General features: G+C 74.6%; 20 protein-coding genes. 10 read left to right on the plus strand and 10 right to left on the minus strand.

What is annotated here, in order from left to right; translation table 11 throughout:
* Nucleotides 1-20: 20 nt before the first annotated feature.
* Nucleotides 21-1,535: a serine/threonine-protein kinase gene (locus AC1WTP_RS08915; protein ID WP_481648736.1), complete on the plus strand. Its 1,515-nt coding sequence runs from the start codon at nt 21-23 to the stop codon at nt 1,533-1,535.
* Here AC1WTP_RS08915 and AC1WTP_RS08920 read toward each other — a convergent pair.
* The gene (locus AC1WTP_RS08920) at nt 1,522-1,854 is read right to left on the minus strand and encodes a hypothetical protein (RefSeq protein WP_481648737.1); all 333 of its coding nucleotides are present in this window, start codon (nt 1,852-1,854) and stop codon (nt 1,522-1,524) included. The two genes, AC1WTP_RS08915 and AC1WTP_RS08920, sit on opposite strands and share 14 nt — an antisense overlap.
* 90 nt (nt 1,855-1,944) lie before the next feature.
* On the opposite strand from AC1WTP_RS08920, the gene AC1WTP_RS08925 reads away from it, so the two are divergent.
* From AC1WTP_RS08925 to AC1WTP_RS08940, 4 genes are all read left to right on the plus strand, one after another.
* Entirely contained in the window at nt 1,945-2,379 is a 435-nt protein-coding gene (locus AC1WTP_RS08925) for a hypothetical protein (RefSeq protein WP_481648738.1), read from the plus strand.
* Nucleotides 2,380-2,583: 204 nt separating this feature from the next.
* Complete coding sequence (locus AC1WTP_RS08930) at nt 2,584-4,386, plus strand: alpha/beta hydrolase (RefSeq protein ID WP_481648739.1); 1,803 nt, start codon at nt 2,584-2,586, stop codon at nt 4,384-4,386.
* Between the two features lie 139 nt (nt 4,387-4,525).
* Complete coding sequence (locus AC1WTP_RS08935; RefSeq protein WP_481648740.1) at nt 4,526-5,467, plus strand: transporter substrate-binding domain-containing protein; 942 nt, start codon at nt 4,526-4,528, stop codon at nt 5,465-5,467.
* Nucleotides 5,464-6,576, plus strand: a complete 1,113-nt coding sequence (locus AC1WTP_RS08940) for a hypothetical protein (RefSeq protein ID WP_481648741.1) — start codon at nt 5,464-5,466, stop codon at nt 6,574-6,576. Before AC1WTP_RS08935 ends, AC1WTP_RS08940 begins: the two co-directional genes overlap by 4 nt.
* Before the next feature lie 35 nt (nt 6,577-6,611).
* On the opposite strand, the gene AC1WTP_RS08945 is transcribed toward AC1WTP_RS08940, so the two are convergent.
* The 9 genes from AC1WTP_RS08945 to AC1WTP_RS08985 all read right to left on the minus strand — a co-directional run bounded on the left by AC1WTP_RS08945 (nt 6,612) and on the right by AC1WTP_RS08985 (nt 17,704).
* Nucleotides 6,612-7,775: an acyl-CoA dehydrogenase family protein gene (locus AC1WTP_RS08945; protein WP_481648742.1), complete on the minus strand. Its 1,164-nt coding sequence runs from the start codon at nt 7,773-7,775 to the stop codon at nt 6,612-6,614.
* On the minus strand, nt 7,772-9,760 hold the full coding sequence (locus tag AC1WTP_RS08950) for an acetyl/propionyl/methylcrotonyl-CoA carboxylase subunit alpha (protein ID WP_481648743.1): 1,989 nt from the start codon (nt 9,758-9,760) through the stop codon (nt 7,772-7,774). The genes AC1WTP_RS08945 and AC1WTP_RS08950 overlap by 4 nt, the downstream gene beginning before the upstream one ends.
* Nucleotides 9,761-9,808: 48 nt before the next feature.
* Nucleotides 9,809-11,410, minus strand: coding sequence for an acyl-CoA carboxylase subunit beta (locus AC1WTP_RS08955; RefSeq protein ID WP_481648744.1), 1,602 nt, complete (start codon nt 11,408-11,410; stop codon nt 9,809-9,811).
* Complete coding sequence (locus AC1WTP_RS08960; protein ID WP_481648745.1) at nt 11,407-12,603, minus strand: acyl-CoA dehydrogenase family protein; 1,197 nt, start codon at nt 12,601-12,603, stop codon at nt 11,407-11,409. Before AC1WTP_RS08960 ends, AC1WTP_RS08955 begins: the two co-directional genes overlap by 4 nt.
* Nucleotides 12,600-14,303: an acyclic terpene utilization AtuA family protein gene (locus AC1WTP_RS08965; protein WP_481648746.1), complete on the minus strand. Its 1,704-nt coding sequence runs from the start codon at nt 14,301-14,303 to the stop codon at nt 12,600-12,602. Before AC1WTP_RS08965 ends, AC1WTP_RS08960 begins: the two co-directional genes overlap by 4 nt.
* The gene (locus tag AC1WTP_RS08970) at nt 14,300-15,100 is read right to left on the minus strand and encodes a TIGR03084 family metal-binding protein (protein ID WP_481648747.1); all 801 of its coding nucleotides are present in this window, start codon (nt 15,098-15,100) and stop codon (nt 14,300-14,302) included. Before AC1WTP_RS08970 ends, AC1WTP_RS08965 begins: the two co-directional genes overlap by 4 nt.
* A gap of 24 nt (nt 15,101-15,124) precedes the next feature.
* Nucleotides 15,125-15,730 carry a TetR/AcrR family transcriptional regulator gene (locus tag AC1WTP_RS08975; protein WP_481648748.1) on the minus strand — a complete coding sequence of 202 codons (606 nt, stop codon included), beginning with the start codon at nt 15,728-15,730 and terminating at the stop codon, nt 15,125-15,127.
* A 417-nt stretch (nt 15,731-16,147) separates the two neighbouring features.
* A complete protein-coding gene (locus AC1WTP_RS08980; protein ID WP_481648749.1) occupies nt 16,148-16,891 on the minus strand; it encodes a metallophosphoesterase family protein in 744 nt (247 codons plus the stop codon).
* 135 nt (nt 16,892-17,026) lie between these two features.
* Nucleotides 17,027-17,704, minus strand: a complete 678-nt coding sequence (locus AC1WTP_RS08985; RefSeq protein WP_007073398.1) for a Crp/Fnr family transcriptional regulator — start codon at nt 17,702-17,704, stop codon at nt 17,027-17,029.
* A 218-nt stretch (nt 17,705-17,922) separates the two neighbouring features.
* On the opposite strand from AC1WTP_RS08985, the gene AC1WTP_RS08990 reads away from it, so the two are divergent.
* The 5 genes from AC1WTP_RS08990 to AC1WTP_RS09010 all read left to right on the plus strand — a co-directional run bounded on the left by AC1WTP_RS08990 (nt 17,923) and on the right by AC1WTP_RS09010 (nt 22,020).
* The gene (locus AC1WTP_RS08990) at nt 17,923-18,585 is read left to right on the plus strand and encodes an adenosylcobinamide amidohydrolase (protein ID WP_481648750.1); all 663 of its coding nucleotides are present in this window, start codon (nt 17,923-17,925) and stop codon (nt 18,583-18,585) included.
* Between the two features lie 56 nt (nt 18,586-18,641).
* Nucleotides 18,642-19,802, plus strand: coding sequence for a CapA family protein (locus AC1WTP_RS08995; protein ID WP_481648751.1), 1,161 nt, complete (start codon nt 18,642-18,644; stop codon nt 19,800-19,802).
* 61 nt (nt 19,803-19,863) lie between these two features.
* On the plus strand, nt 19,864-20,652 hold the full coding sequence (nth, locus tag AC1WTP_RS09000; RefSeq protein ID WP_481648752.1) for an endonuclease III: 789 nt from the start codon (nt 19,864-19,866) through the stop codon (nt 20,650-20,652).
* Between the two features lie 55 nt (nt 20,653-20,707).
* Entirely contained in the window at nt 20,708-21,331 is a 624-nt protein-coding gene (locus AC1WTP_RS09005; protein WP_481648753.1) for a TlpA family protein disulfide reductase, read from the plus strand.
* Nucleotides 21,328-22,020 (plus strand): NUDIX hydrolase, encoded by a 693-nt coding sequence (locus AC1WTP_RS09010; RefSeq protein WP_481648754.1) that lies wholly within the window; start codon nt 21,328-21,330, stop codon nt 22,018-22,020. Before AC1WTP_RS09005 ends, AC1WTP_RS09010 begins: the two co-directional genes overlap by 4 nt.
* Nucleotides 22,021-22,026 lie beyond the last annotated feature (6 nt).

Here is a 22,026-nt window from a genome sequence, read left to right on the forward strand (position 1 = left end):
GGTTGGGTATTTTCGAGACCGTGACCGACACTCCGCCCGGCGCCCTGCCGATGCCCATCGTGCCTGGTCTGACTGATTTGCGGGTCTTTGCCCGGGGTGGCTACGCCACCGTCTACCGGGCGACGCAGATCTCGGTCGGGCGCGAGGTGGCGGTCAAGGTGGAGAACCGCACGCTGGACAGCGAGCGGGACCAGGCGCGGTTCCTGCGCGAGGCGCGGGCCGCCGGCCGGATGTCGTCGCACCCGCACGTGGTCGACCTCTTCGACGTCGGGGTCACCGTCGACCAGCACCCCTACCTGATCATGGAACTCTGCGACGGGTCGTACGCGGAACGGATGCGGACCTCGCCGCTCGGGCCGGTGGAGGCCCGCGACCTCGGGGTCAAGATCGCCGACGCGATCGTCCACTCGCACGCGGCCGGCGTGCTGCACCGCGACGTGAAGCCGGCGAACATCCTCTACTCGCACTTCAACCCGGCGGTGCTGGCCGACTTCGGGCTGGCCGTGCTCGCCGAGATGCGGGACGCCTCGGTCGCCCTGGAGGTGCTCACCCCGGCGTACGCGCCGCCGGAGATGTTCAACCACAGCCCGCCGTCGCCGGCGGTCGACGTCTACGCCCTCTGCGCCACCCTCTACGCGGTGATGCACGGCCGGCCGCCCCGCTGGCAGTCGGAGCGGAACCCCAGCCTGGTCACCGTGCTGGAGCTGTTCCACCAGCCGATCCCCGGCCTGCCGGGCGTGCCCGACGAACTGGTCGACGTGCTCCGCGCCGGGATGGCGAACGACCCGGCCGACCGGCCCTCCGCCGCGGAACTGCGTGGCCTGCTCGCCGGCCTGCGGCTGGAGCCGGGCGGCGCGGCGACCGGTGGCGCGCCGGCCGCCGGTGTCCCGCTCGGCGGCGGCGCCGGCCCCACCAACCCGTACACCGCCGGCCGGTTCGGCGGGCCCGCGCCGCGCGGGCCGGTGGAGGACGCCCATCCCACCGTGCCCACCACCGGCCGGCGTTGGCGGCGGCGTTGGTTCCTCGGTGGTGCCGGGGCGCTCGCCCTGGCCGGCTCGGCCACCGTGGGAGCGTGGGTCGCCGGGGGCGCGCCCGCGCCGACCCCGTCCCCGACCGTCGACGCGGTGGCGGCCACCCCCGCGGCGCTGCCCGGCTGCGCGAGCGGCACGGCCGCGCTGCCCGACGGCGCGCGGTGCGGCGCCGAGCTGGAGTGCTTCGGCCCGGTGCGGGTACGCGGCCAGCGTGCCGAGGCCGCCCGGGTGCCCTGCGACGGGCAGCACACCTGGGAGAGCTACGCCGAGGGCGAGCTGCCCGCCACCCTGGTCGGCGCCGGTCACGCCGAGATCAGCGCGGACCCGGCCGTCCGCCGGGTCTGCAACGAGACCACCTTCCGGCTCACCAGCGGGATCGCCCAGTCGGCGGGGTGGAACCTGGAGGTGCTGCCGCCGGCCGGGGCGGGGGCCGACCGCACCTACCGCTGCCTGGCCGGTCGTGGGCTGGACGCGCTGGCCGCACCGACCCTCACCGGTCGCTGAACCGGTCCCGGTGCCGCTCCCGCATCGCGCGCACCGCCTCCAGATTGTCCAGCGTCTCCAGGGTGTCCGCGTCGATGCCGTACAGGCCGTCCGCCGGTTGCCCCGCCGCCGCCGCGGCGTCCGGCCCGCCGTCGTCGCGCTGCCGGGCGGCGGCCACCGAGACCCCGGCGATGGTGGCGGACAGGACGCAGAGCAGCGCCAGGACCACCCCGAGGAGATCTTGGCGGCGCCAGACGAGCAGCGTCACCAGTAGCGCGACCGCGACCACCGCCGCGACCGCCGCCACCGTCCGCGCGTCGGGGGGACCGGGCAACCTCACCCGTCCAGCATGTCTCCGCGGTGCCGGCTGTCAACCGGCACCGCCTACCATCCCCTGACGAATCGTTCCGGCCGACCACAGGGGATTACCGTGACGCGCCTTTTCCGGATCGTGGCCGCCCTGCTGGTGTCGGGCGTGCTGGTGGCCTGCGACGACGGGTCGTCGCCACCGCCGGGAGCTCCGTCTCCGACAGCGTCCGCCGCCCCGCCGTCGAGCGCCGCGCCGCTCACCGTCGAGCAGGCGATCACCCGGTTCGTCGCCGACACGTACGGCCCGGACGTCCGGTACGTGGGCCGCTGCGCGGACGCCCGCCCGGGCGCGACGGGGGTCTGCGCGCTGCGCAAGGCCACCGTGGACGGTGGCGAGGTGTACGGGATCGGCGCGCCGTTCAGCGAGATCGACGCCTTCCTGCTGCTCGACGAGGAGGCCGGCGGCTGGCGGGTGGTCGACGCGTACGTGCCGGACCTCCCGGCGGACGGGTCGTCGGCACGGCCGGCGCCCGACTGGTTCGCCGGCATCGGCTGACCGGCACCCGGCCGGCCGCACCACCCGGTCCCGGCGCCCGAGCGGGGCAACAACAGCGTCGACCGCGAATAAATCGTTACATCCGTCGGCACAATGTCGGCTTTGTGGCTGTTTCGCGGACCACATTCATTGCCCGACGTCTCTAGAGTGACGGGGGTCGAGCTGGTCTCGACCTGTCCCCGTCGTCCACCGGAAGGCGTCCACATGCCACGACGAACCCGGTCTCTGGCCGCAGCAGGAATCGCCGGCGTCCTCCTCGCCGGCTCGGCGGTTGCGCCGGCCGCCGCCGCACCGTCCGGCGCCGGCTGGGGGCGCCCGGTCGTCACCGACCGGACCAGCCCCGCCGAGGCACGCCGGGTCGACCGGGTGCCCACCCCCGACCTGGACTGGTACGCCTGCTACGACTACGCCGAGTGCGCCACGGTCCGGCTGCCGCTCGACTACGACAAGCCCAGGGGCGCGACGACCGAGATCGCCCTGCTGCGGGTGAAGGCCCGCGACCAGCAGAACAAGATCGGCAGCCTCTTCCTCAACCCGGGCGGCCCCGGCGGCTCGGGCACCGGCATCGCGCTCGCCGCGCCGTACTTCCTCAGCGACTCCGTGCTGGACCGGTTCGACGTGGTCGGCGTCGACCCGCGCGGCGTGGCCGCCAGCGACCAGCTGCGGTGCTTCCCGTCGGTGAAGGACCAGACCCGGGCGTACGCCGGGCTGAACGTGGCCTTCCCCTGGACGAAGGCCGAGGAGCAGGCGTACGTCGCCTCCTCCGCGGCGGTCGGCCGGGGCTGCTCCACCACCGGCCGCCCGCTCAGCGGGGCGATGTCCACCGCCGAGGTCGCCCGCGACATGGACGTGCTCCGCCGCGCGGTCGGCGACCGGAAGCTGACCTTCCTCGGATTCAGCTACGGCAGCGCGCTCGGGCAGTACTACGCCAACATGTTCCCCGACCGGTTCCGCGCCCTGGTGGTGGACGGCGTGCTCGACCCCGAGGCGTGGGTCGGCCGGGGCAAGGCCCGCAACCTGGTCCAGGAGGACCGGCTGCGCAGCGCGCAGGGCGCGTACCGGGCGCTGCGCGAGATCCTGGCGCGCTGCGACGCGGCCGGCGAGGCGGCCTGCCCGCTGGCGGCCGGCGACCCGGTCGCCTCGTTCGACCTGGTGGCCCAACGGCTGCGGGCCAAGCCGCTGGTGATCGACGACCCCGACCTCGGCTCGTTCACGGTCAGCTACGCCGACTTCGTCGGCGCCACCCTCGGCGCGCTCTACGACCCGGCCGGCTACGCCCAGGTCGTCGGGCTCACCGCCGAACTGCTGGTGCTCACCGACCCGCAGGCCGCCGCGGCGGCCCGGGAGCGGGCCCGCGCCGCCGTGGTGCGGCTCGCCGCCGAGGCGCGGCAGCAGCGCGCGTTCGACTTCCCGTACGACAACGGGCTGGAGACCTTCCTCGGGGTGGACTGCACCGACGGGTACCACCCGGCGGACGCCGGCTCGTGGCCGGCCCGGGCGGCGCAGGCCGACCGGCGTGACCCCTACTTCGGCCGGGCCTGGGCCTGGGCCACCTCGCCCTGCGCCCGGGACACCTGGACGGTGCGCGACGAGGACGCCTACACCGGGCCGTTCAACCGGCGCACCGGCGCTCCGGTGCTGGTGGTCGGCAACTACTGGGACCCGGCGACCAACTACCAGGGCGCGGTGAGCTCGGCCCGGCTGCTGCCGAACAGCCGCCTGCTCAGCAGCGACAGCTGGGGCCACACCGCGTACGGCACGTCGGCCTGCGCCACCGGGGCGATCGACGCGTACCTGATCTCCGGGGTGCTGCCGGCCAGGGGCACGGTCTGCGCCGGTGACGTGCAGCCGTTCGCCGACCCGCCGGTGGCGCCCGAGGCGACCGAGCGGGCGGACGCCACGAAGAGCGCCCTGGCCGGCAGGGACGCCCCACGCCGCGGTGAGCCCAAGCGGCTCCCGCCGGTGGTCGCGCCGCTGCCCGCGGTCGGCACGCTCACCGTCCGCTGAGACCCGGGGTACGGCGGACGATCGGGCGCCCGCCGTACCCCGGCCCCACCCGGGATCCCGACCGCGGCGTGACTGTGGAATGTGGACGGATGCCGCTACGCTCGGTTTTCCGCAGGCTCCGCTCAGCAGCGAGGTCCCGATGAACGCACACTCCACCGGCTCCCGGCTCCGCTCGATCGCCACCACGCTGGCCGTGGCGTTGACCCTGACCCTGGCGGCGGCGGCCGGTTGCGACAGCCGGCAGGAGCCGGAGCTGCCCTCGGTCCAGGAGAAGCTGCGCGAGAGCCACATCTACGGCCAGCCGAAGCTGCGGATCGGGGTCGCCACCAACGAGCCGCTGATGGGCGAGCTGCGCAACGGCGTGCACACCGGCTTCGACGTCGAGATCGCCCGCTACATCGCCGCCTCCCTCGGCTACGAGGGCGACCAGCGGCTGGAGTTCGTGTCGGTCTCCACCGAGGACCGCATCCCGGCCCTGCAGGGCGGCGTGGTCGACCTGGTGGTCTCCAGCTTCTCCATCACCGAGGAGCGCAAGAAGCTGGTCAGCTTCGCCGGGCCCTACTTCGTCACCACCCAGGAGGTGATGGTCCCGACCCGGCTGAAGGACCGCATCCGCACCATCGAGGACCTCCGCGACCCGAAGCACAAGATCTGCACCAGCGGCGGCTCCACCACCGAGGCGGAGCTGGAGAAACACCAGATCAAGGCGCTGGTGGTGAAGGACGTGGGCGACTGCGTCGAGGGCATCCGCGCCGGGCGGTACGACGCGGTCAGCTCCGACGAGGCCATCCTCGCCGGATTCCTCGCCACCTTCCCCACCGAGTTCGAGATCGTCGACATGCCCTTCGGCACCAGCGAACTGCTCGGCATCGGCGTGCCGATCGGCGACCCGGCCCTGCGCGACCTGGTCGCCTTCTTCCTGCAGAAGAGCTACCAGCAGGGGCGGGACGGGCAGACCAGCCCCTGGCTGACCGCCTACAACCGGACGCTGGGCCCGTGGTTGCGGGCGGAGAAGCGGCAACCGCAGCCGCTCGACGTGCCGAAACTGGTGGACTTCGACGACAAGGCGCCGCGGCGATGAGCACGGCGCCGGCCACCGCCACCGGCGGCCCCGCCGCCGAGGGTCCGGTCCGCACGCCCCGGGATCCCACCCCGCCGGACGCCCCGCCGGCCGGGCGACCGGTCGAGGAACCCGTCCCGATCGAGGCGCACGACCAGGTGGAGCGGCGGGCCCGGGCCAGCCAGTCGTTCTGGACGGCGGTGGTCGGCGTGCCGGCGGTCTTCTCCGTGCTCCGGCTCGGGGTGGAGGCCGGCGGCGAGTTGCAGACGACCCTGCTGCTGGTGGCGAACGTGGGCCCGGTCAACCTGCTGGCCGGGTTCCTCACCACCGCGGCCCGGCTGCTCTCCACCGCCCTGGTCGCCGTCTTCGCGCTCGGCGCCGTGCTGGGCGCCAGCGTGGACCGGCTGCCGCCGGCCAGCCGGCGCCGCCCGCTCTTCGCCCGCTGGTCGGAGATCACCCCGGCCTGGTTCGTCGCGGCGAGCTTCCTGCTCGCCCTGGTCACCTGGCCACTGCTCTACCTGCCGCTGCTGGTGCCCGCGGCCGCCGCCGCCTTCCAGTTCACCCCCGAGCGGCTGCACGAGCGGCCCGGCCCGCGGGTGCTGATCATCGCGGCCCTGCTCGGCGGCTACCTCTGGCTGCTGCTGCCGACGCTGCGGGACGCCTGGCGGCAGGGCGAGCCGCTGCCCGTGCTGCTGCTCGTCGTACCGCCGCTGCTCGCCCTCGCCATCGCCGGTCCGTTGCCCGGCGCGGTGATCCGGCCGCTCGCCTCGGTCACCCAGGCCGCCGTGCTGGCCATGCTGGTCTGGGCGGCGCTACCGGTGATCAGCACGCCGGTGCTGCCGCTCACCGTCACCACCGTCGGGCACGACACCGGCGCCACCGAGGACGTCCGCGGGCACGTGGTGACCACCGACGACGTGAACATGGTGATCCTCCAGGAGCAGGGCGGCGTCCGGTACGTGCCGGTCGACCGGGTACGCGCGCAGGTGCTCTGCCCGAGCGAGGAGGAACTGCCCCGGCACCGGCTGCGGATCCACGACTTCCACGTGGAGGATTCGCTGCTGGAGGGGCTGGGCCGGCGGGTCCGCCCGGTGCACCGGATCGACGCCGCCTGCCGGGCGGTCGGCTGAGCGCCGGCGTCACCGCGCCGGCTCCCGGCCGATCCTCAGTACGACTTGTCCTGGCCGAGGACGTGCTGGGCGACGAAGTTGAGGATCATCTCCCGGCTGACCGGGGCGATCCGGCCGGCCCGGACAGCGCCGAGCAGGGTGGCCACGCCGTACTCGGTGGTCATGCCGGCGCCGCCGTGCACCTGGACGGCGGTGTCCACGGCGAGCGCGGCGGCCTCGCCGGTCGCGTACTTGGCCATGTTGCCGGCCACCCCGGCCTCCAGGTCGCGGCCGGCGTCGTAGAGGGTGGCCGCCTTGTAGATCATCAGGCGGGCCAGTTCCACCTGCACCGCCGCGTGCGCCAGCGGGTGGGACACCCCCTGGTGTGAGCCGATGCTCCGGCCGCCCCAGACCTTGCGGCTGGCGGTGTACTCGGACGCGCGCTCGATGGCGTACCGGCCGGTGCCGGCGCCCATCGCGGCGACCGTGATCCGCTCCGGGTTGAGCCCGGAGAAGAGCGCCGGCAGGCCGGCGTCCAGCGACTCGCCGACCAGCGCGTCGGCGGGCAGCCGGACGTCGTCGAGGTAGAGCAGGAACTGGTTCTCCGGGGAGAGGATCTCCATGTCCAGTTTGGACCAGGTCAGCCCCGGCGCGTCGGTCGGCACGACGAAGAGCGCCGGCTTGAGCTTCCCGCTCGCCGCGTCCTCGGTTCGTGCCACCACCAGGACATGCCCGGCCTCGTCGACGCCGGAGATGTAGCACTTGCGGCCGGAGAGCACCCAGTCGTCGCCGTCGCGGCGGGCGACCGTGCCGAGCCGGTGGAAGTTCGAGCCGGCCTCCGGTTCGGTGATCGCGAAGACGATCTTCTGCGAGCCGTCGGCGAGGCCGGGCAGGTAGCGCTTGCGCTGCTCGTCGGTGCCGTGCCGGGTGATCACGGTGGCCGCGATGGCCGGGGAGACCACCAGCAGCAGCAGCGGACAGCCGGCCGCAGCCAGTTCCTCGCAGACCAGGGCCAGCTCGGTGATGCCGCCGCCGCCACCGCCGTACTCGGTGGGGATGTTGACCCCGAGATAGCCGAGCCGGCCGGCCTCGTTCCACAGCTCGCTGGTGTGTTCCCCCGATTTCGCTTTCGCTACGAAATAGGAATGACCGTACCTGCGGCCCAGCGCGCGGACGGCGTCGCGTAGCTGCTCCTGCTCCGGGGTGAGGTCGAAGTTCATCGCGAGGCCTCCAGATCGGGGTTGACCACGGCCAGCACGGCGCCGGTGTCGACCTGGCCACCGGCCGGCACCGGCAGTTCGGCCACCACGCCGTCGGTCGGGGCGAGCACGGGGTGTTCGAGCTTCATCGCTTCCAGGGTGAGCAGCAGGTCGCCGGCGGCGACCCGCCGGCCGACCTCGACGTGCAGCCGGGTCACCGTGCCGGGCAGCGGGGCCAGCAGCGAGCCGGCGGCCAGCTCCGCGGTGGGCGGCGGGAAGCGGGGCAGCTCGGCCAGGCTCGCCGCCCCCTCCGGGCCGTCCACGAAGACCGCCGGCCCCAGCCGGTGTACGCGGAACGCGCGGCGCACCCCGTCCACGTCGAGCACGACGCGATCGGGGGCCATCTCGACCAGGCTCACCGTCCGGTCGCTGGCCGGATCGGTGGACCACTCGGCGAGCGCGCCGGTGCGGTCCAACCGGTACCGGACCTCGATCTCTCCGCCGTCGCTGCCGGTGAAGCGGGTGACCTGGGGAAACGCCGGGACGTTCCGCCACCCGGAGGGGAGCCCGGCGAGCACCGCAGCGGCGGCGCGGCGTCCGGCGGCGCCGGCGAGCGCAGCCGCCAGTGCCGCCAGCGGAAGCTGGTCGGCCGGCAGCAGCGGGGCGAAGACCTCGGGGTGCCGGTCGAGGAAGCCGGTGTCGATCTCGGCGGCGCCGAACTCGGGGCTGCGCAGCACCCGGACCAGCAGGTCCCGGTTGGTGGGCACGCCGTGCAGTTCGGCGCGAGCCAACGCGCCGGCCAGCGCCCGGACCGCCTCCGCCCGGCCGGGTGCCCAGGCGATCACCTTGGCGAGCATGGAGTCGTAGTGGACCGAGACCACCGAACCGTCGGTGACGCCGGAGTCGAGCCGCAGGCCGGCCTGCTGGAGGTTGCCGAACTGGCGGTCCACGCCGGGGACGGCGAACCGGTGCAGGGTCCCGGTGGCCGGGCGGAAACCCTGGGCCGGGTCCTCCGCGCAGAGCCGCGCCTCGATCGCGTAGCCGCGCACCTCGACCCGCTCGCGGAGGGGTTCGGGCAGCGGCTCGCCCTCGGCGACCAGCAGTTGCAGCCGGACCAGGTCCAGCCCGGTGACCAGCTCGGTGACCGGGTGCTCGACCTGGAGCCGGGTGTTCATCTCCAGGAAGAAGATCTCGCCGTCCGGGGCGAGGAGGAACTCCACCGTACCGGCGCCGACGTAGTCGACCGCCCGGCCGGCGGCGACCGCCGCCTCGTGCAGCCGCTCGCGTACCCCCGGGGGGAGGACCCCCGGCGCCTCCTCGAGGAGCTTCTGATGCCGGCGCTGGATCGAGCACTCCCGGACGCCGAGCGCGGCGACCGTCCCGTGGGTGTCGCCGAGGATCTGCACCTCGACGTGCCGGCCGCGTTCGACGTACCGCTCGATGAAGACCGTGCCGTCGCCGAACGCGCCGGCCGCCTCGCGGCGGGCGGAGGCGACCGCATCGGCCAGCCCGGCCGCGTCCCGGACGATCCGCATGCCCCGCCCGCCGCCGCCCGCCGCCGCCTTGACCAGCACCGGGAAGTCGGTGATCTCGGCGGGTTCGGTCCAGGTCGGCAGCATCGGCACACCGGCCTCGGCGAGCAGGGCCTTCGCCTCGATCTTGTCGCCCATCGCGGCGATCGCCTTGGCCGGCGGGCCGACCCAGGTCAGGCCGGCGTCGGTGACCGCGGCGGCGAAGTCGGCGTTCTCGGCGAGGAAGCCGTAGCCGGGGTGGACGGCGTCCGCGCCGGTCCGCCGGGCCGCGTCGAGCACCAGGTCGATGCGCAGGTACGTCTCGGCCGGGGCGTTCCCGGGCAGCCGGACCGCCTCGTCGGCCTCCGCCACGTACGGCGCGCCGGCGTCGGCGTCGGCGTGCACCGCCACCGTCCCGACGCCGAGCGCCCGGCAGGTGGCGAAGACCCGGCGGGCGATCTCGCCCCGGTTGGCGACGAGCAGTTTCCGGATCACTGGTCCTGCCTTTCGGGCGCGGGCTTCGCGTTCATCGGGCGCACCGCCTCACATCCGGAAGACGCCGAAGCCGTCGGCGCCCTTCACGGGTGCGTTGTGGACCGCGGAGAGGCAGAGCCCGAGCACGGTACGGGTGTCCCGGGGGTCGATCACCCCGTCGTCGTAGAGTCGGCCGGAGAGGAAGAGCGCCCCGGACTGGGACTCGATCTGCTGCTCGACCATCATCCGCATGGCGGCGTCGGACTCCTCGTCGTACTCCCGGCCCCGGGCGGCGGCGGCCTGCCGGGCCACGATCGACAGCACCCCGGCCAGCTGCGCCGGCCCCATCACCGCCGACTTCGCGTTCGGCCAGGTGAACAGGAACCTCGGCTCGTACGCCCGGCCGCACATGCCGTAGTTGCCCGCTCCGTACGAGGCGCCCAGGTTGACCGTCAGGTGCGGCACGGTCGAGTTCGACACCGCGTTGATCATGAGCGCGCCGTGCTTGATGATGCCGCGCTGCTCGTACTCGGTGCCGACCATGTAGCCGGTGGTGTTCTGCAGGAAGAGCAGCGGGGTGTCGGCGGCGTTGGCGAGCTGGATGAACTGCGCCGCCTTCTGCGCCTCCGCGCTGAACAGCACGCCCCGCGCGTTGGCCAGCACACCGACCGGGTAGCCGTGCAGCTCGCCCCAGCCGGTGACCAGGGCGGTGCCGTAGGCCGGTTTGAACTCGTCGAACTCGCTGCCGTCGAGGATCCGGCCCAGCACCTCGCGCGGGTCGAACGGCACCTTGAGGTCGGCGCTCGTGATGCCGAGCAGTTCCTCCGGGTCGTACTTCGGTGGCTGCGGCGCCGCGTTGCGGGGCGCCGGGCCCTGCTTGCGCCAGTTCAACCGGCGTACGCACTGCCGGGCCAGCCGGATGCCGTCCCGCTCGTCGGAGGCCAGGAAGTCGGCCAGCCCGGAGGTGGTGGCGTGCATCGCCGCCCCGCCCAGCGACTCGTCGTCGGTGACCTCGCCGGTGGCCATCTTCACCAGCGGCGGCCCGGCCAGGTAGACCTGCGACCGGTCCCGGATCATGATCACGTGGTCGGACATCCCCGGCACGTACGCGCCCCCGGCGGTGGCGTTGCCGAAGACCACGCTGACCGTGGGGATCTTCGCCGCGGAGAGCCGGGTCAGGTCGCGGAACACCCGCCCGCCCGGGATGAAGATCTCCGCCTGGGTCGGCAGGTCGGCGCCGGCCGACTCGACCAGGTTCACCATCGGCAGCCGGTTGGCCAGCGCGATCTCGCCGGCCCGCCGGGTCTTCGCCAGCGACCAGGGGTTCACCGCGCCGCCGCGTACCGTCGGGTCGTTCGCGACGACCAGGCACTCGACCCCCTCGACCACGCCGATGCCGGTCACCACGCTCGCCCCGACCGGGAAGTCGGTGCCGTACGCCGCCACCGGCGACAGCTCCAGGAACGGGCTGTCCGGGTCGAGCAGCAGTTCGATCCGTTCCCGGGGCAGCAGCTTGCCCCGGGCGCGGTGCCGGGTCACGTACTTCTCACCGCCCCCGGCGCGGGCCTGGTCGAGCGCCGCGTCCAACTCGGCGAGGCGTTCCAGCAGCGCCGCCCGGTTGGCCGCGAAACCGGGCGCGGACGGGTCGACCGAGCTGTCCAGTGTGGTCACAGCCCCATCCCCTTCGCGATGATCTCGTTCATGATCTCGGTGGTGCCGCCGCCGATGCCGAGGATCCGGGCGTCCCGGTAGTGCCGCTCCACCTCGGCGTCGCGCAGGTAGCCGAAGCCGCCGTGCAGCTGGAGCGCCTGGTCGACGACGTGGTCGCAGGCGGCCACCGCGACGTTCTTGGCCATCGCCACCTCGGTCACCACCGGCTCGCCGGCCGCCACCCGGGCGGCCACCTCGTGCACGTACGCCCGGGCCGCCTCGGCACGGGTGTGCATCTCGGCCAGCCGGTGCCGGACCAGCTGCCGGCTGGCCAGCGGGCGGCCGAAGGTGGACCGGTCCCGGCACCAGCGGGTGGCCAGCTCGACGCAGCGCTGCGCGGTCGCGTACGCCTGGGTGGCGAGGGAGAGCCGCTCGGTGGCGAAGTGCTGCATGATCGCGAGGAAGCCGGTGTTCTCCTCGCCGATCCGGTTGGTCACCGGCACCCGGACGTCGACGAAGGAGAGTTCGGCCGTGTCCGAGCAGTGCCAGCCCAGCTTCTCCAGCCGGCGCCCCACGGTGAAGCCGGGACTGCCCTTGTCGATCACCAGCAGGCTGAGCTCGCCGCTGCCGGGGAAGTCGGTGCAGACCGCGGTGGTCACGAAGTCGGCCCGGACCCCGCTGGTGATGTAGGTCTTCGACCCGTTCACCACGTAGTGGTCGCCGTCGCGGCGCGCCGTGGTGCGGATGGCGGCGACGTCCGAGCCGCCGTCCGGCTCGGTGATCGCCAGCGCGCCGATCATCGTCCCGGCCAGGGTGGGGCGGACGTACCGGTCGACCAGGTCGTCGTCGCCCCGGAGCTGGCCGCCGCCGAGCCGGCCACGGAGCAGGCCGCCGGTCCGGCCGCCGGCGGCGGCGACCATGTGCGGCAGCGCGATGCCGTGCGTGAAGAGCGCCGCGACCAGCCCGGACGACCCGCCGGCACGGATGATCTCCTCGGTGACCACGATCGAGTCGAGCAGGTCGCCCCCGCTGCCGCCGACCGACTCGGGGAAGCCGATGCCGAGCAGGCCGATCTTCGCGGCGGTCTCGTGCAGCGACCGGGGCACCTCGCCGGCCCGTTCCCAGTCGTCCAGGTGCGGCAGCACCTCGCGGGTGACGAACGACCGGGTCAGCTCGCGCAGCTGCCGTCGCTCCGGCGTGTCGACGATGGTCACGAGTCCTCCCTGGCGCTGGTGGCCGGCCCGGCCGCGAGGTCGGCGGGCAGGTCGACGATCCGGGCCCGGAGCAGTTCGCCGAGCGCCTTGGCCTGCGGGTCGAACCGGGTGGACGCGGCCACCCCCTGACCGAGCAGGCCCCGGATCACGAAGTTCACCGCGCGCAGGTTCGGCAGCTCGTACCGCTCGACGGCCAGCGGCGCCGTCTCCGGCAGCAGCTCGGCCAGGCGGGGGACGGTGAGCCAGCCGCGCAGCCACTCGTACGCCCGGTCGGTGCGGGCCCAGACGCCGAGGTTGGCGTCGCCGCCCTTGTCGCCGGAGCGCGCGCCGACCAGTTCGCCGAGCGGACCGCGCCGGGTGGGTTCGCCGGCGACCGGCGACGGCTCGGCGGGCGCCGGTTCCGGAGCCTCGGCGGCCGTGCGGGTCGGCGGCGGGATCGGCACCCGCTCGCCGGAGGGGAGCACCGCGACGTGCGCCACCGCGTCCTGTGCCACGGTGTCCGCGGTGAACACCCCGTAGGGCGTCGCGTCGCCGGGCAGCGTGGTCAGCGTGCAGCCCGGGTAGGAGGCCAGGGCAAGCTCCACCGCGGCCGCCGAGAAGGCCCGCCCGGCCCGCGCCCGGTCGCCGTCGCGCAGGTGTACGTGCAGCAGCGCGCTGGCCGCCTCGGTGTCGGCGGCGTCCGGGTGGTCGGTGCGGGCCAGGGTGAACTCCAGCCCCTCCTTGCCGACCGCCTCCTCCAGCTGGCCCCGGACCAGGGCCGCCTTCGCCGGGATGTCGAGCCCGCAGAGGACGAACGTCATGGAGTTGCGGAAGCCGCCGAGGTTGTTGACGCCGACCTTGAGGGTGCCCGGCGGGGGCGTGCCGCGCACCCCGCTGACCCGGACCCGGTCCGGGCCGTCGGAGAGCAGGGTCACCGTGTCCAGCCGGGTCACCACGTCCGGTCCCAGGTAGGCGGGCCCACCCACCTCGTAGAGCAGCTGGGCGGTGACCGTCTCGACGGTGACCGCGCCGCCGGTGCCCGGGTGCTTGGTGATCAGGCAGGAGCCGTCCGGGTGCAGTTCGGCGATCGGGAAGCCGGGGCGGTGCCCGCCGTCGGGCAGTTCGGTGAAGAAGCTGAAGTTGCCGCCGGTCACCTGGGCGCCGCACTCCACCAGGTGGCCGGCGACGGTCGCCCCGGCCAGCGCGTCGAGGTCGTCGCGGCGCCAGCCGAACCGGGCGATCGCCGGGCCCACCACCAGGGACGCGTCGGTGACCCGGCCGGTGACCACCACGTCCGCGCCGCCGTCCAGGCAGGCCGCGATGCCGAACGCCCCGAGGTAGGCGTTCGCGGTGAGCGCGTCCGGCCGGGACAGCGCGTCGCCCTCGACGTACCCGACCCGGAGCGGCAGGCCGAGCCGGTCGGCGAGCGCGTCGATCGCGGCGGCCAGGCCGGCCGGGTTCAGCCCGCCGGCGTTGGTCACGATCCGCACGCCCCGGTCCAGCGCGGTGCCGAGGCAGCCCTCCAGTTGCCGGAGGAAGGTCTTCGCGTAGCCCAGGGCGGGGTCGCGCAGCCGGTCCCGGCCGAGGATCAGCATGGTCAGCTCGGCGAGGTAGTCGCCGGTCAGCACGTCCAGGTCGCCGCCGTCGAGCATCTCCCGCCAGGCGGTGAACCGGTCGCCGTAGAAGCCGGAGGCGTTGCCGACCCGGAGCACGTCGCTCATGCCGGTACCCCGCTGTCGGCGCTGGCGGGTGGGCGGCCGGTACCGGGTGGGCCGGCGAAAGCCTGCGCCACGTCGAGCCACTCGTCGGCCACCGGGCCGGTGGCCGTCAGGGTGAGGTCGGCGCGGTGCCGGCGCTGGGTGACCAGCAGGCAGAAGTCGAGTGCCGGGCCGGTGACCCGGTCGGCGGCGTCGGCCGGGCCGTAGCTCCAGGTCGTGCCGTCGGGCGCCGCCAGCTCGACCCGTACCGGCACCGCCGGCGCCGGCCGGCCGTGGGCGGCGAAGCTGTGCCCGAGGGTACGGAACCCGAGGTATGCGACGTGCCGGAGCCGGGCGGTGGCGGGCCGGGTGACGCCGAGCGCGTCGGCCACGTCCTCGCCGTGCGCCCAGGTCTCCATGATCCGGGCGGTGGCCATCGAGGCCGGCGACATCCGGGTGCCGTACCAGGGCAGCTTCTCGCCGTGCGGGGCGGCGGCGAGGGCGGCGGCGAGCGCGCTCCGCCCGGCACGCCAGCGGGCCAGCAGCTCGGCGGGCGGGGCGCGGAACTCCTCGGCGCCGTGGTCGACCAGCCGGGCCGGATCCGGTGCGGCGCTGACCGAGGCGAAGAAGGCGGCGGCGTCGGTGGCGGCGAGCAGCGCCACGTGGTCGGTCCAGGCGAGGTGGGCGATCTGGTGCCCGACCGTCCAGCCCGGCGCCGGGGTCGGCCGCGCCCAGTCGGCCGGCCCCATCGGGCTGACCAGGGCGTCCAGCTGCTCGGACTCGGTGGCCAGATCCGCGAGCAGGTCTGCGAGGTCGACCATGGTGCCTCCGGTCGGGACGGGCGGTCAGGGTGTGAGCAGGGTGGCGAGCTGGCGCTTCCAGGTGGCGAGCAGGGCGGCGCGGCGGACCGAGTCGTCGTTGAGCAGGTTGGCCACCCCGAGCCCGCGGAGCAGGTCGAGGGTGGCCTGGACGGCCTCGCGTACGCCGGGGCGGCGCTCGTCGACGCCGAGCAGGGCGACGGTGAGGCGGTGCATCTCCCGGCCGACCCGGGCCTCCAGCGGCACCAGGGCCTCACGCAGCTCCCGGTCGGTGCGCGCGGCGACCCAGAGCTCCAGGGCGGCGACGAAGAGCGGCCCGGTGAAGGCGGCGCCGAGCAGGTCGACCACCCGGTCGAGCCGCCGCGGGCCGGCCGGCAGGGCCTCCGCCTCGGTGCGCAGCTCGGCCGCCCGGCGCTCGGCGAGGTGGTCGACGGCCGCGATGACCAGGGCCGCCTTGGTGGGGTAGTGGTGCAGCTGGGCGCCCCGGGAGACGCCGGCCCGGGCCGCGACGAGCGTGGTGGTGGTGCCCGACCAACCGTGCTCGATCAGGCACTCGACGGTCGCCTCCAGCAGCCGGGTGCGGGTGGCGCGGCTGCGTTCCTGTTGAGGGACGCGGGTCGATGCGGCGGGCACGGGGACAGCGTGCCGCCCCCGAAACAAACAGTCAAGCCTGACTTTTTCGGGGGCGCCCCGCGCGACGGCACGGCGACGACGGACGTGCTTGGGGCGCGGGCACTGTCGAGCTGATGTCACAAACGATTCACAGGACCGCGACCGGTCGGCGGCCCGACGGCTGGCACGGACGAGACGGGGCGGGTGATGTCACAGACGGTTCAGGTCGACAGTGCCCGGAAGGCAGGGCGCCGGCTCGCTCCGTCCCCATCTGGCGGGCACCTGACCGAATTTCCCAGCGGCCCCCCGCAGGCCGATCGCGGGAGCGGAACATCGGCGGGCGGCAGCCCTGTCGGCCCGGAACGGAGCGGCGGCAGTGCTGGCCGGATCGGGACGGCGTGCCCCGGCGACCGGGCCGCCGGATGGCTCGGTCGGGATTCAGCGGCCGTCGCGTGGCGCGAAGACGGCCAGCGCGTCGGCGTCGCTGTGCCGGGAGCGCAGGTACTCGTCGGCCCACTCCGCGGCGTCCGGGAAGGACGACTCGGCGGCCACCCGGGCGCAGGCGGCGTCGACGTCGAAGTCGGTCCGACGCAGGTGCACGCCCGGCCCGAGCAGTGCCCAGTACGCACCCGGGCCGCCGTACGGCATGCCGACGCTGCCCGGGTTGACCACCAGCCGACGGTCGACCAGCCGGGTGAACGGCATGTGGGTGTGCCCGCAGACCACCGTCCGCACCTCGGCGGGCACCCCGGCGAACACCTCGGCCCAGCGGGCCATCCGGGTGTCGACCAGCACGACCTCCTCGTCGTCGCGCGGGGTGGCGTGGCAGAACAGCACCGGCCCGAGGCCGGCGACCTCGAGGGTCACCGTCAGCGGCAGCGCCGCCAGCCGGGCCACCTGGTCGTCGCGGAGCTGCCCGGCGGCCCAGTTCGACACCTCGATCGGGGAGGCGCGGCCGGCGCGCGCCTCGACCAGCTCCCGGTCGGCGTTGCCGCGTGCCCAGCAGGCCCGGTCGCCGAGGCCGGCGAGCAGGTCGAGCACCTCGACCGGCTGCGGCCCGGCCGCGATGTCGCCGGAGAGCACGATCAGGTCGGCGGCGACGACGTCCGGCTCGGCCAGCACGGCCTCGAGCGCGGGCAGCGCCCCGTGGATGTCGGAGAGCACGGCGACCCGGTTCAGCATCGCTCCAGCGTGCGGGAGGGACGCCCGTCGGGTCCAGGAATTCTGCGCCGGGCAGACGGGCGCAGCCGAACGGCCCGGACCGACGACGCGATCCGGGCCGGGTTGCTCGGCGGCCGGGGGCGGGCCCCGGCCGGGTCAGACGCGGGCGCGGCGGGCCAGACGCTCCGGGTCGAGGATGATGATGCTCTTGCCGTCCAGCCGCAGCCAGCCCCGGGAGGCGAAGTCGGCCAGCGCCTTGTTCACGGTCTCCCGGGAGGCGCCGACCAGCTGGGCGATCTCCTCCTGGGTGAGGTCGTGGGTCACCCGCAGCACGCCGCCGTCGCGGGTGCCGAACCGGCCGGCCATCTGGAGCAGGTTCTTCGCGACCCGGCCGGGCACGTCGGTGAAGATCAGGTCGGCCAGCGAGTCGTTGGTCCGGCGCAGCCTCCGGGCCAGCACGCGGAGCAGCTGCTCGGCGATCTCCGGCCGGTTGTTCAGCCACGGCCGCAGCGCCTGCTTGCGCAGCCGCACCAGCCGGGTGTCGGTCACCGCGGTGGCGGTCGCCGTACGCGGACCCGGGTCGAAGAGCGACAGCTCGCCGACCATGTCCGACGGACCCATCACCGCGATCAGGTTCTGCCGGCCGTCCGCCGCCCGGCGGCCGACCTTGATCTTGCCAGACAGCAGGATGTAGAGACTGTCGCCGGGCTCGCCCTCGTTGAAGACGACCTCGCCCTTGCGGACCTCGATCGTCTCCATCTCCTTGGCGAGCGCCTCGGCAGCCTCCGGGTCGACTCCCTGGAAGATCCCGCTGCGGGCCAGTACCTCGTCCATCGCGCACCTCCGGTTGCGCGTGCCGTCTTCTCGGCCGGGTCCGCCGTCCGCTGATCCCTCGCGCGCCGCCAAGTCTAGGCACAGTTGAGCACGAATCAGAGGTGCACCCCTGGAATCTTGATCCCCGGGCGTAACCCTACCGACCCGCCCGACCAGTAGGATCGCGCGATTTCCGGGCCCCGGCGGCCCGGTCACGCCCCAGGTCGTAGGGTCACGGCGTGCTGAGCGACCCCCTGCTGACCACCCGCCGCGAGGGTGGGCGCGACGTGCCGCTGCTGGTCTGGCGCGCCGACCGCCCGCTGCGGGCGGTCAGCTCCGCGCCGCTGGGCGGCGGCATCGGGGAACGGCGGTGGGTGGTCAACGCGACCGTGCCGATGTCGTACGACCGGGACGACCCCGCCGACCACCTGGCCGGCCTGGCCGGCCAGCTCGGCCTGGACGGGCCCGGAGTGGGCCTGCTGACCGGCGTCGACGTGGCGGAGGTGGTGGCCCGGACCGACACCGGCGTGCGGGCCTGGGCGACGGTCGGGCTCGGCACCCCGGTCTGGGCCGCCGCGCCCGCGCCGGCGGCGCCCGGGCAGCGGGTCGGCACGGTCAACATCGTGCTGTACGTCCCGGCGCGCCTCGGCGACGCCGCCCTGGTCAACGCGGTCGCCACGGCCACCGAGGCGAAGGCGCAGGCGATCGGCGAGCTGGGGATGCCGGGCACCGGCACCCCCACCGACGCGGTCACCGTGCTCTGCCCGGCCGACGGGCCGGTCGCCGAGTACGGCGGCCCGCGCTCGGTCTGGGGAGCCCCGCTGGCCCGGGCCGTGCACGCCGCCGTGCTGACCGGCGGGGCCGGCACCGTGGTCCCCTGGTCCGATCGGCTGGCCGGCTGAATCTCTGGCCGATCGGCTCTCGTCCGCCCGTTTGCCGACCGGTAGGGTCGCGGGCGATGTACGCTGCCGCCACCACCACGCCCCGCCCGCGCCGCCGCCCGGCGCTGGCGCTCGTCGTGCTGCTCGCCGCAGTGCTCGCGGCCGGGTGCGGCGGCGACCCGGCGGGCGACCCGGTCTGGCAGCCCGGCGCGGGTGGTGGCGCCACCGGCGCCCCGGTCGGCTCGGCCCCCGCGGAGCAGCCGGCCGAGAAGTCCATCTCGCTCTCCGCCACCGGCGACATCATCATGGGCAACGCGCCCAACCGGCTGCCCCCCAACGGCGGGAAGGGCTTCTTCGACTCGGTCAAGAAGGCGCTCGAAGCCGACCTGGTGATGGGCAACCTGGAGGAGCCGCTCACCGTCGACACCGGCACCGGCAAGTGCGGCGCCAACTCGACCCGCTGTTTCCAGTTCCGGGCCCCGCCCGAGTACGCCGCGCACCTGCGCGACGCCGGCTTCGAGCTGCTCAACCAGGCCAACAACCACGGCTACGACTACGGCCCCAAGGGCTACGAGAACACCCAGAAGGCGCTGGAGCGTTACGACCTGGCGCACACCGGGGCCCCCGACCAGATCACCGTGGTCGAGGTGGAGGGGGTCAAGGTCGCCGTCGCCGGCTTCTCGTCGTACGTCTGGTCGAACAGCCTGATCGACATCGCGGCGGCGAAGCAGGTGATCACCAAGGCGGCCGGCATGGCCGACCTGGTGGTGGTGCAGGTGCACATGGGCGCCGAGGGGTCGGACAAGACCCGGGTGCGGCCCGGCACCGAGCTGTTCCTCGGCGAGAACCGGGGCGACCCGGTGAAGTTCTCCAAGGCCATGATCGACGCGGGCGCCGACCTGATCGTCGGGCACGGGCCGCACGTGCTGCGCGGCATGGAGTTCTACAAGGGCCGCCTGATCGCCTACAGCCTCGGCAACTTCGCCGGCGGCGGCAACTCGCTGAGCAACGCCGGCCGGCTCGGCTGGGGCGGGGTGCTCAAGGTGTCGCTCAAGCCGGACGGCAGCTGGGCCGGCGGGTCCTTCGTGTCGACGTACATGAACTCCATCGGCAAGCCGACCATGGACCGGGACGACCGGGGTCTGGGCCTGGTGCGGCAGCTGACCCGCAGCGACTTCCCGAAGACCGGCGCCCGGTTCGACGACTCCGGCCGGATCAGCCCGCCGGCGGAGGGCTGATCCGGCGGCTCGGCGCGTGGGGCCCGGCGGTTCGTCGGACCGGCGACGTAGGCTGGCCGGCGTGACCACCAGCTCTCCCGGGGCCACCGAGACCGACCTGGGCCGCAAGCGGCGCGCCCGCAAGATCGGCCGGGTGCTGACCGAGACCCACCCCGACGCGCACTGTGAGCTCGACCACTCCAACCCGCTGGAGCTGGCCGTGGCCACGATCCTCTCCGCCCAGTGCACGGACAAGAAGGTCAACGAGGTCACCCCGAAGCTCTTCGCCCGCTACCCGACCGCCGCCGACTACGCGGGCGCGCAGCGGGCCGAGCTGGAGGAGCTGATCCGGCCCACCGGGTTCTACCGCAACAAGACCGACTCGTTGATCAAGCTCGGCCAGGCCCTGGTCGAGCGCTACGACAGCCGGGTGCCCGGCAAGCTGGCCGACCTGGTGACGCTGCCCGGGATCGGTCGCAAGACGGCCAACGTCATCCTCGGCAACGCCTTCGACGTGCCCGGCATCACCGTCGACACCCACTTCCACCGGCTGGTCGGCCGCTGGCGGCTGACCGGTGAGACCGACCCGGTCAAGGTCGAGCACGCCATCGGGGCGCTCATCGAGCGGCGCGACTGGACGATGTTCTCGCATCGGGTGATCTTCCACGGCCGGCGGGTCTGCCACGCCCGCAAGCCGGCCTGCGGCGCCTGCACGCTGGCCAAGCTCTGCCCGTCCTACGGCACCGGCCCGACCGAGCCGGCCGCGGCCGCCAAGCTGCTCAAGGGCCCGCGGGCGCGGGACCTCGCGGTGGCCGCCGGGGTCGACCCGGAGCTGGTGCCGGCCCAGGCGGTCGTCGCGGAGGCACCGTGAGCGCGAGGAGTGAGCCGGTCCGGCGAGCCCCGCAGTCGCGAACCACGGGGCACCGATGAACCGGCGGTTCGCTGCCCTGCTCGTCCCGCTGCTGCTGGCCGCCGCGGGCTGCACCGGCACCGGGCAGGAGGCCGCACCGACCCGGCAGGGCGCCGCCGCCAGCCGGCCGTCCCCGTTCCAGGACTGCACCGCGCTGACCGCCGCGCCGGCCACCACCCCGGCGAGCGCCGCGTCGCCGGCCGGGTCCGGCGGGGGCGACCCGCTGCCCGAGCTGACCTTGAACTGCTTCACCGGCGGGGCGCCGGTCGCCCTCCGGGACCTCCGCGGCCCGGCCGTGGTCAACGTCTGGGCCTCCTGGTGCCCGCCCTGCCGCAAGGAGCTGCCCGCGTTCCAGCGGCTCAGCGAGCGCACCACCGGCCAGCTCCAGGTGCTCGGGGTGAACAGCCGCGACAGTCGGGCCGGCGCGCAGTCCATCGGCGAGGACTTCGGCATCCGCTTCCCGGTCCTGGTCGACCAGGGCGAGGCGCTGCAACGGGCGCTGGGCCGCAACGCCATCCCGCTCACCCTCTTCGTCGACGGGCAGGGCCGGGTGCGGCACGTCGACGCGTCCGGCGCGCTGGACGACGCCCGCCTCGCCGCGCTGGTCCGGCAGCACCTGGGCCTGGCGGTGCCGGCGTGACCCGGCAGCCACCGCCCTGGATCGAGCCACTGCTGAGCCGGCTCGGCGACGCCCGTACGGAGGACTTCACCCGACTGGCCACGCCGGACAACGGCGGCCGGGAGAGCGCCGTGCTGGTGCTGCTCGGCGAGGAACCCGGCGCCGGTCCGGACGTGCTGATCCTGCAGCGCGCCGCCACCCTGCGCAACCACGCCGGTCAGCCGGCCTTCCCGGGCGGCGCGGCCGACCCGGACGACGCCGACGCCTCGGCGACCGCGCTGCGCGAGGCGAACGAGGAGGTCGGCCTCGACCCGACCAGCGTCACCGTGCTGGCCGAGCTGCCCCGGCTCTGGATCCCGGTCAGCGACTTCGTGGTGACCCCGGTGCTCGCCTGGTGGCACGCACCGCACCCGGTGCATCCCCGGGAACCCGCCGAGGTGGCACACGTGGCCCGGCTGCCGATCGCCGAGCTGGTCGACCCGGCGAACCGGATGCGGGTGCGGCACCCGAGCGGCTGGATCGGCCCGGCCTTCTCCGCCCGGGGGATGCTGGTGTGGGGCTTCACCGCGGGGGTGCTGGCCACCCTGCTGGAGATGGGCGGCTGGGCGCGACCGTGGCCGCCCGGCCGGGTGGTCGAGCTGCCGCCGACCGCCGCCACCCCGGCGCCGTCGGCCGGCACCGACGAGGTCGACGAGAGCGCCCTGCGCTGACCCGCC

This window comes from Micromonospora sp. R311, from assembly GCF_056780015.1.

Excerpts from the sequence above, each read along its gene's own strand:
- AC1WTP_RS08930 (WP_481648739.1), top strand. The coding sequence starts at position 2,584 with ATGCCACGACGAACCCGGTCTCTGGCCGCAGCAGGAATCGCCGGCGTC.
- AC1WTP_RS08935 (WP_481648740.1), top strand. The coding sequence starts at position 4,526 with ATGAACGCACACTCCACCGGCTCCCGGCTCCGCTCGATCGCCACCACG.
- AC1WTP_RS08940 (WP_481648741.1), top strand. The coding sequence starts at position 5,464 with ATGAGCACGGCGCCGGCCACCGCCACCGGCGGCCCCGCCGCCGAGGGT.
- AC1WTP_RS08945 (WP_481648742.1), bottom strand. The coding sequence starts at position 7,775 with ATGAACTTCGACCTCACCCCGGAGCAGGAGCAGCTACGCGACGCCGTC.
- AC1WTP_RS08965 (WP_481648746.1), bottom strand. The coding sequence starts at position 14,303 with ATGAGCGACGTGCTCCGGGTCGGCAACGCCTCCGGCTTCTACGGCGAC.
- AC1WTP_RS08970 (WP_481648747.1), bottom strand. The coding sequence starts at position 15,100 with ATGGTCGACCTCGCAGACCTGCTCGCGGATCTGGCCACCGAGTCCGAG.
- AC1WTP_RS08980 (WP_481648749.1), bottom strand. The coding sequence starts at position 16,891 with ATGCTGAACCGGGTCGCCGTGCTCTCCGACATCCACGGGGCGCTGCCC.
- AC1WTP_RS08985 (WP_007073398.1), bottom strand. The coding sequence starts at position 17,704 with ATGGACGAGGTACTGGCCCGCAGCGGGATCTTCCAGGGAGTCGACCCG.
- AC1WTP_RS08995 (WP_481648751.1), top strand. The coding sequence starts at position 18,642 with ATGTACGCTGCCGCCACCACCACGCCCCGCCCGCGCCGCCGCCCGGCG.
- AC1WTP_RS09005 (WP_481648753.1), top strand. The coding sequence starts at position 20,708 with ATGAACCGGCGGTTCGCTGCCCTGCTCGTCCCGCTGCTGCTGGCCGCC.